Genomic DNA, 19,741 nt, shown 5'->3' with positions numbered 1-19,741 from the left:
TTCGAACGTGTGAGACATGGGCTAATCATAACCGATTGGGGTTTGCGAGTGTTTCACGTCAAGCGCTTTACGTCTACGATGTCAAGCGCTTGACGTACATCGGCACACGGTACATCGAAAAGGAAACGACATGGCTGAGACGATTATCCTCGACTGCGATCCGGGGCATGACGACGCGATCGCCATCATGCTGGCTCATGGCAACCCGAGCATCCATCTGGCGGCGGTCACGACCGTCGCCGGCAATCAGACGCTGGAGAAGGTGACGCGCAATGCTCTCGGCGTGGCGCGCATGGCGGGCATCGTGGGCGTGCCGTTTGCCGCCGGCGCCGACCGGCCGCTGGTGCGCGAGGTGGAAACGGCGCCCAGCATCCACGGGGAGACGGGCATGGACGGCCCGCAACTGCCCGCGCCGGCTTTTGCGCTCGATCCGCGCCACGCGGTGGACCTGATCGTGGAGACGGTGATGGCGAGCGAGCCCGGCACGATCACCCTCGTCCCGACCGGGGCGCTCACCAACATCGCTCTCGCGGTGCGCAAGGAGCCGCGCATCGTCGAGCGGGTGAAGCAGGTGGTGCTGATGGGCGGCGCGGTGCACGCCGGCAACTGGAGCCCGGTTGCGGAGTTCAACGTCTTCATCGACCCGGAGGCGGCCGACATCGTCTTTCGCGCCGGCTGGAAGGTGGTCATGGTCGGACTCGACGCCACCCATCAGGCGCTGGCCACGCCGGCCGTCGCGCAGCGCATCGCGGCGATCGGCACGACGCCGGCGCGCTTCGTGGGCGAGCTGCTCGAATACTTCGGGCAAACCTATTCGGACGTGATGGGGTTCGACAGCCCGCCGGTGCACGATCCCTGCGCGGTCGCGCACGTGATCGACCCGACCATCGTGCGTGCCGTGCGCGTGCCGATCGCCATCGAACTGCGGGGGGAGTTCACGACCGGCATGACGGTCGCCGACTTCCGGCGCGCCGCTCCTGAGGACTGCAAAACGTGGGCGGCGATGGAACTGGATAGCGACCGTTTCTGGGGGCTCGTGATCGACGCGCTGGAGCGCATCGGCGAGCCCGAAGGAGCCGCGGCATGAACACCCGGCCCTCTTCGAGCGTAGCGGCTGGCCGCCCGGCGCGCATTGCCGGACTGACGGCGGCCCTGCTGGCTGCGTGCATCGCATTCCAGCTCAACGCGAGCATGCTCAGTCCCGTCCTCGTGACCATGGCGCATGAGTTGCGGACCGACGAAGCAACGATCGGTCTTTCGCAGACGCTGTTCTTCGCCGTTGCGGCGCTCTTCTCGTTGTTTCTGCCCCGGCTCAGCGACATCGTCGGACGCAAGCGCGTCCTGCTGGGCATGCTGCTCGTGATGCTGGTGGGCAGCATTGTCGCGGCACTGGCGACGAACGTGGAGACGCTTTTTGCCGGCCGCATCATCCAGGGCGTCACGGGGCCGGTGGTGCCCATCTGCCTGCTGATGCTGCGCGCCGAGATCGACGACCCGCGCAAATACGGCGTGGCGATGGGCGTCCTCACGGCCGTGAACGGCGGCATCGCCGGCGTCGACGCGATCGCCGGGGGCTGGCTTGCCGGCGCCTTCGGTTTTCGATCTGTATTCCTGACTATTGCGGTCGTCACGGTCATTGCGGTGCTCATGCTCATGGCGTGGGGCGTGGAGTCGCGGCCATCGCAAGGGGTGCGAATGGACTGGAAGGGCGTCTTCCCGCTGGTGATCACCCTGGCTGCGCTGCTGCTCGGGCTCAACGAAGCGGGCAAGCTCGCGTCGGCGAACTGGCTTCTGGTCGGCCTCTCTTTCTGTGTTGCCATCGCCGCGTTCGCCGTCTTCTGGAGTGTCGAGAACCGCGTGGCCGAACCGCTCATTCCGACGCCGCTGCTGCGACGCCGGGAGACGTGGGCGCTTCTGCTGACGACGCTGCTGACGATGACCGGCGTATTCGCGGTGGCAAACGGGCTGGTGCCCTCGATCGCGCAGAATGCCAACGCAGGCTTTGGCATGGCGCCGGCCGTGACGTCGCTCGCGTTTCTCGTCCCGTACGCGCTGGTCGGATGGGCCATGGGGCCGCTTGCGGGGCGGTTTGCGCCGACCTTGGGCTATCGCCGGATACTGCGGCTCGGGCTGGCCGGGAGCGTCGTAGCGCTGGTCGTGATGGCGTTCGCCGGCGTGCACTCCCTTGCGGTGTTGATCGCGATGACCGTGCTGCTCGGGATCATGTACGCCGGCACGGCCAACATCATGCTCAATGGATTGGGCATCGTTCTCTCGCCGCCGCAAAACCCCGGCTTCCTGCCGGGACTCAACGCAGGCGCTTTCAATCTTGGCGCCGGCTTGAGTTTTGCGGCGCTGCCGGCCATTCAGGTGGCAGTCAACGCACCTGCTACCTCGACGGCGGGCTATTCTTCGGGCATGCTGCTTGGCGCCGCGATCACGGGCGCAGCCCTGGTAGCTTCGTTCGCCATTCCGCGTCCGCTTTCCGGCGAGATCGAGCAAAATGCCGTCTAGTGCGCGAGCCGGGGTGGGGTGAGGCGCTCTCTGAAGCGCGCTGCCGACCCGTCTCGCCAGTACCCGCGCCGACGAATGCCGCCGTCGCCACGATGTTTTCATTCGTTGCGAGCCGGTGCGCGGCAACCTGGCATCTTGAAAACGTATTATTCAGGCGCTAGTGTTATAGGACGCCGAGCGGTGCCGGCTGTATGACGTTGCGCGCATGGCGATGACGCACATCGCGAGCGCCCACTCCGACGACAGACTGCGACAATAAACCGAACGAGGACGCCGGTGACACATCGCATTGCCTGGTTCATTGCCGTGTTGCTTGCGCTTGGCCTACCGCTTTGCAGCCCGTTCGGCTGCGCGGCATGGGCCGCCGATGCTGCCGGGGCCACCGGGGCGGCGCCCGATACGATGCAGGCTCGCGTGATGGGTTGCGCAGCCTGTCATGGCGCGCACGGCGAGGGTACCGACAACGACTATTTCCCCCGCCTGGCCGGCAAGCCGGCAGGCTACCTCTACAACCAGCTGATCGCATTCCGTGACGGGCGGCGCAAGTATCCGCCCATGAACTATCTGCTGGCGTATCTGCCCGACGCCTATCTCCACCAGATCGCCGACTATTTCGCGAGCGAGCATCCCCCGTATCCGCAGCCGGCCACGGCCAAGGTGGACGCAGCGATGCTCGAACGCGGCAAGGCGCTTGCGGCCGGCGGCGAAGCGGCGCACGGCGTGCCCGCCTGCACGAGCTGCCACGGTGCGGCGTTGACGGGCCGGGAGCCCGCGATACCGGGCTTGCTGGGCCTGCACGCCGATTACATCAGTGCGCAACTGGGCGCGTTCCGCTATGGCACGCGCAGCACGGCGAGCCCCGATTGCATGCACGAGATCGCCACGCGCCTGTCCGACCGCGACATCACGGCGATCGCCGCGTGGCTCGCCTCGCAGCCCGCGCCCACGAATCCGACGCCCGCTCCGGCAGGCTCCTCGACGCTACCGCTCGCGTGCGGCAGCGTCCCCGAATGAGCGAGGTCCAACCATGTGCCTCGCAACCCTCAATCGCATCGAGCTTTCCCTCCGCAAGGCGTGCGGCGCGCTGGTTGTGCTCTGCGGTGTCCTGATGCTGTCCGGCATGCCGCGCGCCGAAGCCCAGGCCCAGACGCCCGCGCCGGCGAGCAACGACACCCAGGTGACTGCGCGCGGCGAGTACCTCGCCCGCGCGGGCGACTGCATCGCCTGCCACACGATCCCCGGCGGCAAGCTCTTTGGCGGCGGCCGCGCCATGGCCACGCCTTTCGGCACGCTCTATTCGCCCAACATTTCCTCCGACAAGGCAGACGGCATCGGCGCGTGGACCGCCGACGAGTTCTACCGCATGCTGCACGAAGGCAAATCGCGCGACGGCTCGCTGCTTTACCCGGCGATGCCTTATACGGCCTACACGCGGGTCACGCGCGCCGACTCGGATGCGATCTACGCCTACCTGCAATCCACACCGCCGATCCATCAACCGAACCGTCCGCACGAACTGCGCTTTCCGTTCAACCAGCGGCAGTTGCTGCTGGGCTGGCGCACGCTGTTCTTCAGGGCGGGCGAGTACCGTCCGGACCCGACGCAATCGGTCGAATGGAATCGCGGTGCCTATCTGGTCCAGGGCCTCGGCCACTGCACGATGTGCCACACCGAAATCAACGCGCTCGGCGGCAATATGAAGTCCAAGGAGTTCCAGGGCGGCCTGATTCCGATGCAGGACTGGTATGCGCCGTCGCTCACGTCGAACAAGGAAGCGGGCCTTGGCGACTGGAGCATCGACGACATCGTCGGCCTGCTGCACGCCGGCGTGTCGAATCGCGGCGCGGTCTACGGACCGATGGCCGAAGTTGTCTACGACAGCTTCCAGTACCTCACGGAAGAGGACGTGCGGGCGGTGGCCGTCTACCTCAAGGCGCTGCCGGCCCATTCCGGCGAAGTCGACACGGCGCAGCCGAGCGCGACCACCACCGAGGCGAAAAACAGTCTCGCGCCGCTGGGTCAAAAAATCTATGGCGCGCAATGCGCGGTGTGCCACGCGGACAACGGGCGGGGCAAGCCGCCGAATTTCCCGCCGCTCGCGAACAACCAGTCGATCCAGATGACTTCGTCGGTCAACCCGATCCGGATGGTGCTCAACGGCGGCTACGCGCCGGGCACGATGAAGAACCCGACGCCGTACGGCATGCCGCCGTTTGCGCAGTCGCTTTCAGACGTCGAGGTCGCCGCCGTGGTTACGTATATCCGCACCGCCTGGGGCAATCACGGTACGCCGGTCACCGTGCAGGAAGTCAACACCCTGCGCTCGGCGCCGCTCTTCTGAGGCCACGATGATCAATTCCCCCGTCCCTGAAGATCCGAACGATCCGGCACGGCGCGGCGAACCGGAGCGCGTGGACGATATCGTGCGGCAGGGACCGCGCGGCGCGATTGCGGTGGCCGGCATCGCCACCGCAATCGTGATCGGGCTCTGGTACGCGTTCTACTTCCTCGTATTCCTGCCGCGCGGCGTCATCCAATAACCGAGGCATACGGCTCCATGTCGAACTCCACCGTTCCCGATCCGCACGGTTCCGAAGAAGTCGCCGCCACCGTCGAACGGCGCTGGGCGCTGGTTGCGTCGCTGCTGATCGCGAGCACGGTCGCGGTGGTGATCTTCACGGGACTGCACTGGTCGATGATGCCGCCTTCGCGCGTGGAGACGATCCAGCCGGAAACGCTCAACGTATCGGGCGAATTCATCGAGAGCAATCTCGGCAGCGCGGTGGAGCCCGACGGATCGGTGACGGTGCGCATCGTCGCGCAGCAGTACTCGTTCACGCCGCAATGCCTGCTCGTGCCCGCCGGCGTGCCGATCACGTTTCGCGCGACGAGCGCCGACGTGGTGCATGGTTTTCTCGTCACGCAGACCAATATCAATTCGATGGTGGAGCCCGGCTATATCTCCACCTTCCGCACCACCTTCGCGTCGCCCGGCGACCACCTGATGCCGTGCCACGAGTACTGCGGCACCGGGCACCAGGGGATGTGGGCGCACGTGAAGGTCATCGACAGGGACGCGTTCATGCAGATGGCGGCCACCTCGCGGAGACTTAGCTGTGTTAAATAACAAGCGACTCGTGCTCTCGCACTTCTGGCTGGCATTTGCCGTATTCGGGGTGGCCCTGTTGCTCGGTGCCTGGCAGATGTACGTGCGCAGCCCGCTGCATCCGTGGCTGCGCGATCCCGAGATCTACTATCGCTCGGTGACCGAGCACGGCACCGTGATGGGCTACGTGTTTCCGACGCTCATCGCGATGGGTTTCGGCTACGCCGTGACCGAGCTCTCGCTCAAGCGCGCGCTGGTTGGCGCGAACTGGGCCTGGGCGGGCTTCGTGCTCGTGGCGGCGGGGGCGGTGATGGCCTCGGTCACGGTGGCGCTGGGACTCGCTTCGGTGCTCTACACGTTCTATCCGCCGATGGTCGGCAACGTGTTCTATTACCTCGGCGTCGTGCTCGTGGTGGTGGGCTCGTGGATCTGGGTGGCGCTGATGTCGGTGAATCTGGCCGCCTGGAAGCGCGACAATCCCGGCAAGCCCGTGCCGCTGCCGATGTTCGCGAGCGTCGCGGGTTCGCTGCTGTGGGGCTGGACGGCGGTGGGCGCCGCCATCGAAATCCTGTTCCAGATCCTGCCCGCCGCCTTCGGCTGGCGCACGACGATCGACGCGGGCCTCGCGCGCGTGTTCTTCTCGTGGACGCTGCACGCCATCGTCTACTTCTGGCTGATGCCAGCCTATATCGCGTACTACACGATCGTGCCGCGCGCGATCGGCGGACGGCTCTACAGCGACGCGATGGCGCGCATCTCGTTCATCCTCTTTCTCGTCGTGGCGATGCCGATCGGCATGCACCACCTCTTTGCCGATCCGCAGGTGGGCTCGGGCTTCAAGTTCCTGCAGTCCGTGTTCACAGCGCTCGTGGCGGTGCCCACGCTGCTCACGGTGTTCACGATCTGCGCCTCCGTGGAAATCGCCGCGCGCCTGCGCGGTGGCAAGGGCGCCTTCGGCTGGCTCGGCGCGCTGCCCTGGGACAATCCGCAGATGCTGGCGCTCGCGCTGTCGTTCGTGATGCTCGGCTTCGGCGGTGCGGGCGGCCTCATCAACATGAGCTATCAGCTCGACGAGACCGTCCACAACACGCAGTGGATCACCGGGCACTTCCACCTGATTTACGCGGGTGCGATCGTCATCATGTACTTCGCCATTGCCTACGACCTGTGGCCGCAGATCACGGGCCGCGCGATGAAGAACTGGAAGCTCATGCGGCTGCAGCTATGGCTGTGGTTCGTCGGCATGATCGTGCTGACGTTTCCGTGGCATTGGGTCGGCATTCTCGGCATGCCGCGGCGCATGGCCTATTACGACTACACGGATCCGGCCATCGCCGCGCAAGCGTTCCCGGTCGTCTTGTCGGCAATCGGTGGTTTCATCCTGGTGGCCTCCGCCATCGTGTTCTTCGTTATCCTGATCCAGGGGCATCGCGGCGAGCCGGCGGCGCCCGAGGAATACCGCTTCAGCACGGCGGTGCACGAGCCGCACACCTTGCCGGTGGCGCTGAACAGCTTCGCGCTGTGGCTCACGCTGATGGTCGCGCTCACGGTGCTCAATTACGGCTATCCCATCGCCCAACTGATCGCGAGAGGCAACGATGTGCCCGTGATTCCGATAGGAGCGCGGCCATGAACGAGGAACGCCTGTTCTCCTGGCGCAATCCGTGGTTCCGGGCGAGTGTCGGAGGCACGGCCGCGGTGTTCGTGTTCTCGGTGGCGGTCGGCTTCGTCTGGCTTCCCTCGGCGCAGCCTGACGCGCAGTTTCAGGGCATCTGGAACGCGATCTGCAGCGCCGCGGGGGTGCCGCAGAGCTGGCTCGCCGGCGGCACGCCGGTCGCGCCCAAGGTGCAGTTGAGCAAGGTGGCCGTCACGCCGCAGATGCTCGATGGGGCGACGCCGCTTTCGATCGGCCGCGGCGCGACGCTCGCTTTGCGCTGCACGATGTGTCATGGCGAGCGCGGCGTGAGCGGGGCGAACACGCCGAATCTCGCAGGCCAGAACGCGCTCGTGATCTACAAGCAGTTGCAGGACTTCCAGAGCGGAGCCCGCCAGAATGCCGTGATGTCGCCCATGGCGGCGAACCTGAGCGACCAGGACATGCGCGATCTCGCGGCCTACTATGCGTCGTTGCCGGGGCCACGGCTTCCCCATGGGCCGGATCTGGGGGACGCGCCCGGGATCGTCGCGCAGGGCGCGCCGCTGCGCAACATCCCTGCATGCGCCGTGTGCCATGGCGGGATCGACACCAAGGCGGGCAGCCCGCGGCTGGACGGCTTGCCGTCGGTCTATACGCAGGCGCAACTGCAAGCGTTTGCCTCGGGCGCGCGGCATAACGATATCTCCGGCCAGATGCGCAACATCGCGCAGAACATGACGCCCGAGGAGATGGCCGAGGCGGCGTCATGGTACGCAGGCCTCACGCACTGATTCCATGGACAAGGGATCCGAAGACGACCTTCACGTCAAGATCTCGCCGGGTATTGCCGTTGCCGAAATTGCCAGGGTCCTTTGGCATCTGCGCAGCCTTCTGGTCATTCTGCTGCTGATCTTCGGCTCGTTGTCGAGCGCGATGTATTACGTCGGCGGCGCCGTCAACACGATCACGCGTACGCCGTCGCCACCGGGAGAAACGCTCTATTTCTGCGCGGTCACGGCGCTGACGATCGGCTACGGGGATGTCGTGCCGACCACTACCGCCGGCCGTATCATCGCGGTCTTGCTGGGGATGCTGGGCGTCCTGACGACGGGCGTCATCGCCGGCTCGACCGTGTATGGCATTCAGGTCGCAGCGCAACGCGCCGGCCTGTTGTCGCGCTGAAGTACGGGACGTCTGCCGTTCGGCGTGCGTGCCGGCGCAGGACTGCCCGGATACTCGCGGTTTTCGGATTACCCGTGACGCGTGGCGGCAGGGCAGCGGCGCGGGCACGCAGTCAGTCATCCCGATTGCCGTTACAAAAATAGTGCGCCCGGTTGTAACCGGAAAGCGGCTCGCCACGAATTAACAGGTGTCTCGCCCGGATCGCACCGCTCGTGCCGGGTGCCTATCCTGTCCGCAGCCTGCGGCCCGCACTATGGGAGTCGCGCTTGAAAACGATCCCTTCGATCGTCCGTCTGGTCGATCCGTTGTACCTCGCGTCCCGATTCCAGCGGTTTTCTCCTTTGCCGATACGAGTCTTGACCGGCTACGGTTTCATGGCGCACGGCTACGCGAAGATCGTGAAGCATCCTGATCACTTCGCAACGATCCTGCATGCGCTCGGCGTGCCGGCTCCGCACTTCATGGCGTGGGCAACCATTGTCATCGAACTGTTCGGAGGACTGATGATGCTGGCCGGCTTTGCCGTTCCGCTGGTGGCGGTGCCGATGCTCGTGGTGCTGCTGGTTGCGACGCTCACCGTCCATTTGCCGTACGGGTTCACGTCGATCAAGCTGATGGACGTGATCAACGGAGTGCCGAGCTTTGGACCGCCCGGCTACGAAACGGATCTGCTTTACGCCGCAGCATTGCTCACGCTCGTATTGGGCGGTTCGGGGCCGCTGGCCGTCGATACGCTGCTACGTCCGTGGTATGCGCGGACGATCAGAGCGACGCTGTCTCGATCGTGACTTCGCTGCGCGACAGAAAGCTGGCGAGCGGCGGCGAATCGGCCGGGACGTCGGTAATGAGCGTCCAGTCGCGCTCCAGCGGCGTCCAGTGCTGCTGGCTGGCGTGGTCCAGCTTGTTCGACGTGACCAGCACGAACAGTTGCGCAGCTTGTCGAACGATGCATTCCTTCAGGTAAGCCTGCTCCGTGCTGGCTTCGCATAGCCCGCGGCCCGCCACCACGCCGTCGGCGCCCAGAAATGCCTTGTCGACCGTCACGCGGCTCAGTGCGAGCTGCGCCAGCGGCCCGAGCGTGCTCATGCTGCTGGCGCGCAGGTCGCCGCCGATCAGCGTGAGCGGCACGTCACTCGCCGCGAGAAGACTGACGGCCAGCAGATTGTTGGTCACCACGTGAATGTCGCGGCGGCCGGCAAGGAGGCGCGCCATCGCGGCGGTCGTCGTGCCGCCGTCGAGAAAAATCGTGTCGCCCTCCGAAACGTGGCGGGCCGCGCGTCGCGCGATCGCCGCCTTTTCCTCGCGGAAGCTCTCGCTGCGGCTGTTCAGGGACTCCTCGGGCTCGTGCAGGCCTATTGCCGCGGCGGCGCCGCCGTAGGTCCGCACGATGCGGCGTTCCTGCGCGAGGGCGCGGAGATCGCGGCGCACGGTGGCTTCCGACATCCCGAAGTGTTCGCACAGCGCGCCCACATCGGTCATGCCGGAGAGAACGGCCTTGAGCATCGCTTCGCGGCGGTGGGTGACTTTCATGGGTGGTGACTTGACGGTTGGCCGGACGGCGCGCTGCGGCGCGCCAACGCGCGTAAGTGTAACCAAAGCGGCCGATCGGGCAATCGCAATCGCCGGCACGCGGAAAAATTGACCGAATCGGTCAAACTGATCGCCACGATGGCTGCCGGTCCGGGCGGAGGATTTCAGCCTGAATCGATGAAAGGTAGCGAGGGATTGCTCGGGCCTGCGGAGATGTCGTACACTGCGAATGATCGATTCGATCAAAATAATGAATATATCGATCATTTACAATCAGGAGACATCATGGCTCAACTACCGATCAAACGCAGCATTGAACGCATACCCGGCGGGATGATGATCGTTCCGCTACTGCTTGGCGCCGCGATTGCCACCTTCGTGCCGGGCATGCCGAAGTTCTTCGGCTCCTTCACCAATGCGTTGTTTACGGGCGCGCTGCCGATCCTCGCCGTGTTCTACGTGTGCATGGGCGCTGCGATCGACGTCAAGGCCACGCCCTATCTGCTCAAGAAAGGCGGCGCGTTGTTCGCCGCGAAGGTCGGCTCGGCCATTGTGGTGGGGGTCGTGCTGGGGCATTTTCTCGGCGAACAGCCGGTTTCGTCGGGACTCTTCGCCGGTCTTTCGACGCTCGCGGTGGTCGCCGCGATGAACGACACAAACGGCGGTCTGTACATGGCCTTGATGGGGCAATATGGCAAATCCGAAGACGTCGGCGCCTACACGATCATGTCGCTCGAATCCGGCCCGTTTCTGACCATGGTGACGCTGGGCGTGGCCGGCCTCTCGGCGTTTCCGTGGCAAACGCTCGTCGGCAGCATCCTGCCGCTCGCGGCCGGCATGCTGCTCGGCAATCTGGACCGCGAGATGCGTGCCTTTCTCGGCCGCGCGGTGCCGGTGATGATTCCGTTCTTCGCGCTGGCGCTGGGCGCCGGCCTCGATCTGCACAAGGTCTGGCAGGCGGGGCTGCTGGGCATCGGGCTAGGCGTTGCCGTGGTGATCGTGACCGGCATTCCGCTGTTTATCGTGGACCGACTGACGGGCGGCACGGGTGTCGCCGGCGTGGCCGCGGCCAATACGGCGGGTAATGGCGCCGCCGTGCCCGCGCTGATCGCGGCAGCCAATCCGGCTTATGCGGAAGCCGCCAAAAGCGCGACGCTGCTGGTTGCCGCGTGCGTGGTCGTCACGGCCATCCTGTCGCCCATACTGACGGCGGCGGTTGCGAAGCGCATCGCACAGCGCGAGGCCGGTGAACGGGTTGCATCGGGGGTGGCGCGGTGAGTTTGTCAGGCCTGCTGATCATTGCCGACGATCTGTCGGGCGCCGCCGATTGCGCAATCGCCTTTGCGAGCGCCGGGCGAGCTACCTCGGTCGTGCTGAATGCCGCGTGCGGCAGCAGCGCAGCGGAAGTGATGGCCATCGACACCGACACGCGCCGCCTGCCGCCGGATGACGCGGCGCGTTGCACGAGCGCGGCGTGGCAGGCACAGCGCGGCAGCGGCCGGCGCCTCTACAAGAAAATCGATTCGACCTTGCGCGGCAACTGGGCCGCCGAGGTTGCCGCATTGCAGGCACTCGCGGGGCTCGCGATCGTCGCGCCCGCGTTCCCGGCAACCGGGCGCACGGTACGCGACGGACGCGTTTTCGTGCGGGACGTGCCGCTCGAAAACACGGAAACCTGGCAACTCGAACATGTCGGGCGCCCGGCCGACCTTCGTGCGCTGCTGGCTGAGGCGGGGCTGCGCGCGGAAACGCTCGGCGTCGAAATCCTGCGCGGCGATCCACGCGCGCTAAGCGAGGCGCTTTCTGCCGCGGCGCGCAGCGGCGCCCAGGCGCTGATCGTCGATGCGCACACCGACGCGGATCTTCGCGCGCTCGCCGAGGCCACCGTCGCCAGCGACGACGCGCTGTTCTGGGTTGGCTCTGGCGGCCTCGCGCGTGAGCTCGCAGCGGTAAGCGGGCTGTTCGGCGAGGCAGGGCGGAAACACCCGGAACGGAAACCGGCGGCGTACCGCGAAGGTGCCGTGCTGGTCCTGGTCGGCAGCCTGGCGACGGTTTCGGCCCGTCAATGCGCGCTGCTGCGCGAGCATACCGGGATCGGCGAAGTGGTTGTGCCGCCTGCCGTGCTGCGCGCGGGCGCGCGGCATCCGCATTGGACGCAGTGGCAGGCGCGCATTGGCGCACACCTCGCCGGGCGTGCCGATCTGCTGCTGCGCATCGGTCGCGACGAGGCATTCGACCCGGCCGAAGGCGCGCAACTGTCGATGGCGCTGGCCGCGCTCGCGCATCCGTTCTTCGCGCATCTCGGCGGACTGATTGCAACCGGTGGGGAGACCGCGCGCGCGATGCTCGCCACTGCGGGCATCGACAGCCTGCAACTGCTGGGCGAGATCGAGCCCGGCGTCGCGGTCGCGCGGCCGCACGCCCATGCGCACCTCACGGTCGTGACCAAGGCCGGCGCATTCGGCAGCGAGCATGCGTTGTACGGTGCCTACCGGCATTTGCGCGGTCAGGAAAATAATACGGATACCGAAATTTTTTTATCTCCCTCACCGGCTCGCGCAGCGAGCCATCCGAAACCGGACGAGACTTTATGAGCAACTACCTTCCCGTGATCGGCATCACAATGGGCGACGCCGCCGGCGTGGGCCCCGAGATCGTCGTCAAGAGCCTGATGCACGAGTCCGTGTATCTACAGTGCCGCCCGCTGGTGATCGGCGACGCGCGGCGCCTCGACGCGGCCAACCGTCTGGTGGGCGGCCAGGCGCGCGTGCGGCGCATCGAAAGTCCGGCGCAGGCGCGTTACGAGTTCGGCACGATCGACTGCGTCGATCTTGGCCTGATTCCGGACGACCTGCCGTTCGGCGCGCTGTCGCCCGTCGCGGGCGATGCGGCGTATCGCTTCATCGCGCGTGCCGTCGAACTGGCGAAGTCGGGCGAGATCGACGCGATCTGCACGGCCCCGCTCAACAAGGAGGCGCTGCACGCCGGCGGCCACAAGTATCCGGGCCATACGGAAATGCTGGCGCACCTGACCGGTATCGAAGAAGTGTCGATGATGCTGGTCGCGCCGAAGCTGCGCGTGATTCACGTGACGACGCATATCGGCATTATCGACGCGATCCGCAAGATCGAACTGGGTCTCGTCCAGCGCACCATCGAACGTGGCCATGCGACGCTGCAGAAGGCCGGGATTGCGAATCCCCGTATTGCGGTGTGCGGTATCAACCCGCACGCCGGTGAAAACGGTCTGTTCGGCTATGGCGAAGAGGAGGAGAAGATCGTTCCCGCCGTGCAGTTGCTGCGCGAACGCGGCTGGGACATCGAAGGCCCGCTGCCGGCCGACACGCTGTTCTATCGCGCCGGGCGCGGCGATTTCGATCTCGTCGTGGCGATGTACCACGATCAGGGGCATGGCCCGGTCAAGGTGCTGGGCCTCGAAGCGGGCGTCAACGTGACCGTGGGCCTCGACGTCGTGCGGACTTCGGTCGATCACGGCACGGCGTTCGACATTGCCGGCAAGGGTGTTGCCGACGAACGCAGTCTGCTCGAAGCGCTGCGTCAAGGCGCCGAACTGGCGACGCGGCGCGGTTGACGCGTGGAGAGCCAGATGCCTGGGACTGCCGAAATAACAAGGCAGTCTTTATGCCAGCCCGGGAAGCAGATTCCGAACTTCCCGGAGCAGATCGGGAACGGCGTTGGGCTCTTTCGATACGTGAGCCAGAAGGTGCTTCTGAAACAGACCGTCGAGCAGGGCATAGGCGGCCCCGCGCGTAATTGACGGTTCCCGGCCGCCCAGCTCGGCATAGCGGCTCACCACACGCCACACCATCGCCTCCAGACTCGCGTCGATTTCATGCACGACGTCGCGGAACGCCTCTTCGAACAGCGCCTGCGCGCGCAGGTCGTACCAGAGGCAGTGCATTTTCGGCTCGTCGCGAATGGTTTCCTCTAGCTTGTCGAGGAAGCCGTTCATCAGTTCCTCCTGCGAGCGCGCCGAAGCCGTCACGACGTCGTAGCGCGTCGCGCATTGCGCCTTGAAGTGCCGGATGCTGCAGCGAATCAGATCGAGCTTGTCCTCGAAGTAGTAGTGCAGCACCGCGTGCGTGAACTCGGACTTCTGCGCAATTTCGCGCAGACTGGTCTTCGCATAGCCCAGCTCGGCGAGCGTCTGTAGCGCGGCCTCCGCGAGTTCAATGCGGCGGGCCTCGTACTTGTCGACCGGATCGCGCCTCGGGCGCGCGGCGCGCGGCCTCGCGGCGGGCGTCGCTGTGTCGTGATGCCTCGTCATCCTGCTGTTTTCCCCTTCGATCGTTCGCCCGGCGCGGTACGCCACATTGCGCGCAGCCCTTGCCGGCAGGCAAACCCATTGTGCGAAGCAGCGAAACGGCTGTCAAGAAAAAATTGGGCAATCGTCCAGAAAAATCTTGACAAGTGGATAAAGAAATCCAACCATGCGTTAAAAATAATCTTTACAAGTGGTTAGATGTTGCCGGTGGCCGGCAGATCGCGAGGTTTGTCCGGCGCAACTTTGACGCGTGGAGGAGACATGGCGAATGGCAGGCTGGACGGGCGTAAGGCCCTGGTGACGGGCGGCGCGCGCGGTATCGGCGCGGCGGTGGCGCAGGCGCTGGCGAAAGCGGGCGCCGCCGTGATGATCGGCGATGTGCTCACCGATCTCGCGGCGCGAACGGCGAGCGAACTCGCACAGACGGGCGCGCGCGCCGGCTCGGTGGCGCTCGACGTGCGCGACGACGCGCAGTGGGAGCGCGCGGTGGGCGCGGTGGTCGGCGAGCTGGGTGGTTTCGACATCCTGATCAATAACGCGGGCATCGAGATCACCTCGCTGATCGCGGATCTGCAGGCCGAGGACCTGCGCCGGATGTGCGACATCAATGTCGTGGGCGTCGGCCTTGGGCTCAAGCATGCGTTCCGCGCCATGCGCCCGGGTGGGGCGGCGGGGCGCGGCGGCGCCATCGTCAATGTGTCGTCGGTGGCCGCCACGATTGCTTATCCCGCCATCGCCGGCTATTCCGCGACCAAGTCCGCGGTCGACCGGATGACCCGCGTTGCGGCGATGGAGGCGGGCAAGCTGGGCTATGGCATTCGCGTCAATTGCGTCTATCCGGGCCTCACGCCGACCGAAATGGGCATGAAGCTCGCGACCGACATCGTCGCCAACGGACTCGCGCCCGACATCGACGCGGCGGTCGGCGCCGTGGTCGGCCAAACGCCGCTCAATCGCCTCGCCACCGTCGACGAAATCAGCGACGCGATCGTGTTCCTCTGTACCGAAGAAGCCCGCTTCATCACCGGCGCCGGCTTGCCGGTCGACGGCGGCATGGGTATGTGAGCGCCGCCGCACGCGGCCGTCCAGTTTCCAGAGAGGGAGTCAGTTCATGGGTGCGAAGAAGCCAGTGGTGGTGTACGGCGTGTCGGGCTATACCGGCCGCCTCGTGTGCGAATACCTGCGCGAATACAACGTGCCGTTCATCGCGGCCGGGCGCGACAAGAAGCGCGTGGAGGACGTGGTCGCGCGCATTCCCGGTATCGAGACCGCGAATTACGAGGTTGTCGAGGTGGAGCATTCGGTTGGCGCGCTAACGGAACTGTTCAAGGGTGCGAAGTTCGTCAGCAACATGGTGGGGCCGTTCATCAAGTATGGATCGGAAGTGGTCGAGGCCTGCCTCGCGGCCGGCTGCCACTATTCGGACACGACGGGCGAGCAGGACTGGGTGCTGCACGCGAAGGAGCGCTGGGGTGAGGCATTCGCAAAGAAGGAGCTGCTGCTCGCGCCGAACATCGCGCAGATGTATACGACGGGGGAAATCGCAGCCAATCTCTGCCTGGAGACCCCTGGACTCGATACGCTCGACATTCTGGTGCTGTGGAAGGGTTTCCCCACCTACGCATCGACCCAGACGATCTTCACGATCCTGAAAGCCACCTGGTATTACCTCGAACAGAACCAATACGTCGCCTGGGAGCCGACCGCGCATCTCGAAGTGCAGGTGCCGGGGCAGCACGACACGGCAATCGCCGTGCCGTGGGGCGGCACCGCGCATCCGGTGTGGTTCAAGGACGATCCGCGCGTGTCGAACTGCCGCGCGGTGGGCGGCGTGATGGCGCGCGCGGTGATGGAAGGCGTGCGGCAAACGCAGCAGATGTTCGAGGAGAAGATTCGTCCGCTGCCGCCGGATCAGCAGGAGGTCGCGCTGGCCGAGATTGCGAGCAGCATGCAGGCGAACATGCCGCCGCGCGAGAACCCACGCCTGAACACAACGATCGATTCGGTGTACGCCTCGGGGCCGCTCGGCCGCGCGCACTGTGTGATCCACGGCATCTGCAACTACAAGCAGACGGGGCTGCTGCAGGCGTATGCGGCGTTCTCGCTGCTGCAAGCGCCGCCGCAGCGGGTGGGATTCGCTTCGGGATGCCAGGCATTCGGACATCGCACGCTGCTCGGCCAGTTGCGCAGCTTCGGGCTGGTGATGAAACCTGTCCTCACCGTTCACGACTGACGCTCCGCGTTCGCTTTACGCCTGTTCTTGTCCATTGCGCAGGGAGCCGTCATGCGTTTGACCCAGTATCTCGACAAGGGCGCGTCGCTTGGCGCCGACCGACCCTGCCTCGTTGCGGACGACGAGACGCTCACCTACGCGCAGGTGCAGCGTCTCAGCTGGCGTCTCGCGCAAAGGCTCGCCCTTGCCGGCGTCTCCACCGGCGAGAAGGTGGCGATTCTGTCCAGCAACGATCCCGTCGCGTTTGCGTGCGTGTTCGGCATTTCCCGCGCGGGCAACGTCTGGTGCCCGATCAATCCGCGTAACGAGGTCGCCGAGAACCGCTTCCTGCTCGCTGCCTTCGATTGCCGCGTGCTGATATTCCATAGCGCGTATGCGGAGATGGTGCGCAAGATGCTGCCCGATCTGCCGGCGCTAAGCGTCGTGGTTTGCCTCGACGTGGCGCAGCCGTTCGCGCCGCGTCTTGCCGACTGGCTCACGGGCGTGCCGGATACGTTCTTCGAGCGCGAGCCGGTGGACGATCTCGTGATGCTGCCCGGCACCGGGGGCACGACCGGCGTGCCGAAAGGCGTGATGCTGTCCGGCCGCAACCTGGAGGCGATGACGGCGCTCACGCTGATGAGCTATCCGTTCGAGGGGCGCCCCGTCTATCTCGCGTTCGCCCCGCTTACGCATGCGGCCGGCGTGCTGTGCCTGCCGATCATGACGCTCGGCGGCCGGATCGTCGTGATGCGGCACGCCGATGTCGGGGCCTTTCTCGCCGCGATCGAGCGGGAGCACGTCACGCATACCTTCCTGCCGCCAACCGTCATTTACATGCTGCTCGATCACCCGCGGTTGCCGGAAACGGATCTCGCTTCGCTGCAATGCTTCTGGTACGGGGCGGCGCCGATCTCGGTCGAGCGGCTGGCCGAGGCACTCGTGAAAATCGGTCCGATGGCGCAACTCTTCGGCCAGACGGAGGCGCCGATGATGGTGTCGACGCTCGCGCCCAAAGACCATTACCGGCCGGACGGATCGATCGCGGTCGAGCGCCTGTCGTCGGCGGGGCGGCCGACGCCGCTCGTCGAAGTGGGCATCATGGATGGCGAAGGACGCCTGCTCGCCGCCGGCGAGCGCGGCGAGATCGTCGTGCGCGGCTCGCTCGTGATGGCCGGCTATTACCGCAACCCGGACGCGACGGCGGCAGCCTCCGCGTTCGGCTGGCACCATACGGGCGACATCGGCTATCTCGACGAGGACAACTTTCTGTACATCGTCGACCGCGCGAAAGACATGATCATCACGGGCGGATTCAACGTCTATTCGATCGAAGTCGAACAGGCGCTGCTGGCGCATGCCGACGTACGCGATTGCGCGGTGATCGGCGTGCCCGACGAGAAGTGGGGCGAGCGCGTCGTGGCGGTCGTGCAGCCGCGCGAAGGCAGGCGCGTCGACGTCGCGGCGTTGACGGCGTTCGTGAAGCAGCGTATCGGTAGCGTCAAGACGCCCAAGCAGATCGAGGTGTGGCCGGACCTGCCGCGCTCGAAGGTCGGCAAGGTGTCGAAGCCGGACGTGAAAGAACGATTGCGCGACGCTGTAGTGCGCGATGAAGCGGGTCAACTCCGAGGGAGGGAAGCATGAATCGTCGCGTCAATGTCATGGGTGTCGGCATGACCCCGTTCACGAAGCCGGGCGCGAGTCCGCAGTATTACCAGATGGCGGCCAACGTCGCGCGCGTGGCGCTGGACGATGCCGGCATCCCCTATGAAGCCGTCGAGCAGGTGTACGCGGGATACGTCTACGGCGATTCGACCTGCGGGCAGCGCGCCGTCTACGAGATCGGCATGACGGGTGTGCCGGTCGTCAACGTCAACAACAATTGCTCGACGGGATCGACCGCGCTCTGGCTGGCCCGGCAGGCGATCGAGAGCGGCGCGGCCGAGTGCGTGCTGGCGCTGGGTTTCGAGCAGATGGCGAAGGGCGCGCTCACGACCCGGTTCGACGATCGTGCCTCCCCGCTCGGGCTGCACGTCGGCGTTGCCGACGCATTGATGGGCGAGTCGCCCGCGCCGCTCGCGGCGCGCATGTTCGGCGGCGCGGGCCGCGAATATATTGAACGTTACGGCGCGAAGAAGGAGACGTTCGGCATGATCTCGGTGAAGGCGCGCGAGCATGCGGCGCACAATCCGTTTGCGCTGTTTCGCGATCCGCTGGATCTCGCGCAGGTGATGGGCTCGGACGCAGTGTTCGATCCGCTGACGCGCCTCCAGTGCTGTCCGCCGACCTGCGGCGCAGGCGCTGCCGTGCTGTGTTCGGATGAATTCGCGAAGCGCCATGGCAAGTCCGACGCCGTCTACATTGCCGCGCAGGCGATGACGACCGATTATCCGGGCAGTTTCGCGCCGGCTTCGATGATGCGCATGGTCGGCTACGACATGTCGGCGGCGGCGGCCCGGCAGGTCTACGAGTCGGCCGGTATCGGGCCGGAAGATCTCGACCTCGTCGAGCTGCACGATTGTTTCACGAGCAACGAACTGATCAGCTACGAGGCGCTCGGACTGTGCCCGGAAGGAGGCGCGGAGCGATTCGTGCGCGAGCGCGACAACACGTACGGCGGCAGGGTCGTCACCAATCCATCGGGAGGACTGCTATCGAAAGGGCACCCGCTCGGCGCCACCGGACTCGCCCAGTGCGCCGAACTGGTCTGGCAGTTGCGCGGAACGGCGGGGCCGAGGCAGGTCGATGGCGCACGCGTGGGGCTTCAGCACAATATCGGGCTGGGCGGCGCGTGCGTCGTGACGCTTTATCGGCGAGGCTGAGGACGGGACTGAGCGTTGAGGGAACGCCGCCTCAAACCGCGCGGCGCACCATCAGTTCCTTGATCTTGCCGATCGCCTTGGTGGGGTTCAAACCCTTCGGGCAAACATCGACGCAGTTCATGATCGTGTGGCAGCGGAACAGGCGGTACGGATCTTCCAGGTTGTCCAGACGATCGCCCGTGGCCTCGTCGCGGCTGTCCGCGATGAAGCGGTACGCCTGCAGCAGGCCCGCCGGGCCCACGAACTTGTCCGGGTTCCACCAGAAGCTCGGGCACGACGTCGAGCAGCTCGCACACAGAATACACTCGTACAGGCCGTCCAGTTCGTCGCGCTGCTCGGGCGACTGCAGGCGCTCCTTCTCCGGCGGCGGCGTGTCGTTGATCAGGTACGGCTTGATCGAGTGGTACTGGTTGAAGAACTGCGTGAAGTCGCAGATCAGGTCGCGCACCACCGG

At 65.8% G+C, this 19,741-nt stretch carries 20 protein-coding genes; 17 read left to right on the top strand and 3 right to left on the bottom strand.

The genetic code is table 11. The features are described from left to right. The first annotated feature begins 130 nt into the window (after positions 1-130). The 10 genes from uriH (at position 131) to V8683_RS28175 (ending at position 9,226) form a co-directional block, all read left to right on the top strand. The gene (uriH, locus tag V8683_RS28220) at positions 131-1,087 is read left to right on the top strand and encodes a uridine-preferring nucleoside hydrolase UriH (RefSeq protein ID WP_411189549.1); all 957 of its coding nucleotides are present in this window, start codon (positions 131-133) and stop codon (positions 1,085-1,087) included. Further along, positions 1,084-2,514, top strand: coding sequence for a uridine transporter UriT (uriT, locus tag V8683_RS28215; RefSeq protein WP_411189548.1), 1,431 nt, complete (start codon positions 1,084-1,086; stop codon positions 2,512-2,514). Before uriH ends, uriT begins: the two co-directional genes overlap by 4 nt. Before the next feature lie 402 nt (positions 2,515-2,916). Continuing rightward, entirely contained in the window at positions 2,917-3,528 is a 612-nt protein-coding gene (locus V8683_RS28210; protein ID WP_411190540.1) for a c-type cytochrome, read from the top strand. A 13-nt stretch (positions 3,529-3,541) separates the two neighbouring features. Then, complete coding sequence (locus V8683_RS28205) at positions 3,542-4,855, top strand: c-type cytochrome (protein ID WP_411189547.1); 1,314 nt, start codon at positions 3,542-3,544, stop codon at positions 4,853-4,855. A gap of 7 nt (positions 4,856-4,862) precedes the next feature. Next, positions 4,863-5,054 carry a hypothetical protein gene (locus V8683_RS28200; RefSeq protein ID WP_411189546.1) on the top strand — a complete coding sequence of 64 codons (192 nt, stop codon included), beginning with the start codon at positions 4,863-4,865 and terminating at the stop codon, positions 5,052-5,054. 17 nt (positions 5,055-5,071) lie between these two features. After that, complete coding sequence (locus V8683_RS28195; RefSeq protein ID WP_411189545.1) at positions 5,072-5,641, top strand: cupredoxin domain-containing protein; 570 nt, start codon at positions 5,072-5,074, stop codon at positions 5,639-5,641. Then, positions 5,631-7,253: a b(o/a)3-type cytochrome-c oxidase subunit 1 gene (locus tag V8683_RS28190; protein ID WP_411189544.1), complete on the top strand. Its 1,623-nt coding sequence runs from the start codon at positions 5,631-5,633 to the stop codon at positions 7,251-7,253. Before V8683_RS28195 ends, V8683_RS28190 begins: the two co-directional genes overlap by 11 nt. Continuing rightward, entirely contained in the window at positions 7,250-8,047 is a 798-nt protein-coding gene (locus V8683_RS28185; RefSeq protein WP_411189543.1) for a c-type cytochrome, read from the top strand. Before V8683_RS28190 ends, V8683_RS28185 begins: the two co-directional genes overlap by 4 nt. Positions 8,048-8,051: 4 nt before the next feature. Beyond that, the gene (locus V8683_RS28180) at positions 8,052-8,438 is read left to right on the top strand and encodes a potassium channel family protein (RefSeq protein WP_411189542.1); all 387 of its coding nucleotides are present in this window, start codon (positions 8,052-8,054) and stop codon (positions 8,436-8,438) included. A 266-nt stretch (positions 8,439-8,704) separates the two neighbouring features. Further along, a complete protein-coding gene (locus V8683_RS28175; protein WP_411189541.1) occupies positions 8,705-9,226 on the top strand; it encodes a DoxX family protein in 522 nt (173 codons plus the stop codon). Here V8683_RS28175 and V8683_RS28170 read toward each other — a convergent pair. Further along, the gene (locus V8683_RS28170; protein WP_411190539.1) at positions 9,201-9,968 is read right to left on the bottom strand and encodes a DeoR/GlpR family DNA-binding transcription regulator; all 768 of its coding nucleotides are present in this window, start codon (positions 9,966-9,968) and stop codon (positions 9,201-9,203) included. The two genes, V8683_RS28175 and V8683_RS28170, sit on opposite strands and share 26 nt — an antisense overlap. Before the next feature lie 285 nt (positions 9,969-10,253). On the opposite strand from V8683_RS28170, the gene V8683_RS28165 reads away from it, so the two are divergent. Genes V8683_RS28165 through pdxA form a run of 3 tightly spaced genes read left to right on the top strand, consistent with a single transcriptional unit; the run spans position 10,254 to position 13,560 of the window. After that, on the top strand, positions 10,254-11,246 hold the full coding sequence (locus tag V8683_RS28165) for a 2-keto-3-deoxygluconate permease (RefSeq protein WP_411189540.1): 993 nt from the start codon (positions 10,254-10,256) through the stop codon (positions 11,244-11,246). Further along, on the top strand, positions 11,243-12,562 hold the full coding sequence (locus tag V8683_RS28160; RefSeq protein ID WP_411189539.1) for a four-carbon acid sugar kinase family protein: 1,320 nt from the start codon (positions 11,243-11,245) through the stop codon (positions 12,560-12,562). Before V8683_RS28165 ends, V8683_RS28160 begins: the two co-directional genes overlap by 4 nt. Next, entirely contained in the window at positions 12,559-13,560 is a 1,002-nt protein-coding gene (pdxA, locus tag V8683_RS28155; protein WP_411189538.1) for a 4-hydroxythreonine-4-phosphate dehydrogenase PdxA, read from the top strand. Before V8683_RS28160 ends, pdxA begins: the two co-directional genes overlap by 4 nt. A 48-nt stretch (positions 13,561-13,608) precedes the next feature. Here pdxA and V8683_RS28150 read toward each other — a convergent pair whose 3' ends face one another. Further along, the gene (locus tag V8683_RS28150; RefSeq protein ID WP_411189537.1) at positions 13,609-14,256 is read right to left on the bottom strand and encodes a TetR/AcrR family transcriptional regulator; all 648 of its coding nucleotides are present in this window, start codon (positions 14,254-14,256) and stop codon (positions 13,609-13,611) included. A 258-nt stretch (positions 14,257-14,514) separates the two neighbouring features. On the opposite strand from V8683_RS28150, the gene V8683_RS28145 reads away from it, so the two are divergent. Genes V8683_RS28145 through V8683_RS28130 form a run of 4 tightly spaced genes read left to right on the top strand, consistent with a single transcriptional unit; the run spans position 14,515 to position 19,287 of the window. Then, complete coding sequence (locus V8683_RS28145; RefSeq protein WP_411189536.1) at positions 14,515-15,318, top strand: SDR family NAD(P)-dependent oxidoreductase; 804 nt, start codon at positions 14,515-14,517, stop codon at positions 15,316-15,318. Between the two features lie 46 nt (positions 15,319-15,364). Beyond that, the gene (locus V8683_RS28140; protein ID WP_411189535.1) at positions 15,365-16,486 is read left to right on the top strand and encodes a DUF5938 domain-containing protein; all 1,122 of its coding nucleotides are present in this window, start codon (positions 15,365-15,367) and stop codon (positions 16,484-16,486) included. A gap of 51 nt (positions 16,487-16,537) precedes the next feature. Next, on the top strand, positions 16,538-18,109 hold the full coding sequence (locus tag V8683_RS28135; protein ID WP_411189534.1) for an AMP-binding protein: 1,572 nt from the start codon (positions 16,538-16,540) through the stop codon (positions 18,107-18,109). Further along, complete coding sequence (locus tag V8683_RS28130; RefSeq protein ID WP_411189533.1) at positions 18,106-19,287, top strand: lipid-transfer protein; 1,182 nt, start codon at positions 18,106-18,108, stop codon at positions 19,285-19,287. The genes V8683_RS28135 and V8683_RS28130 overlap by 4 nt, the downstream gene beginning before the upstream one ends. Before the next feature lie 31 nt (positions 19,288-19,318). Here the strand turns inward: V8683_RS28130 and V8683_RS28125 are convergent. After that, positions 19,319-19,741: succinate dehydrogenase iron-sulfur subunit (locus V8683_RS28125; protein WP_462880708.1), on the bottom strand; the 423-nt coding region annotated here is incomplete at its 5' end.

It is taken from the genome of Paraburkholderia sp. AV2 (assembly GCF_054968425.1).
This window is presented reverse-complemented; position numbering and strand designations above follow the sequence as displayed.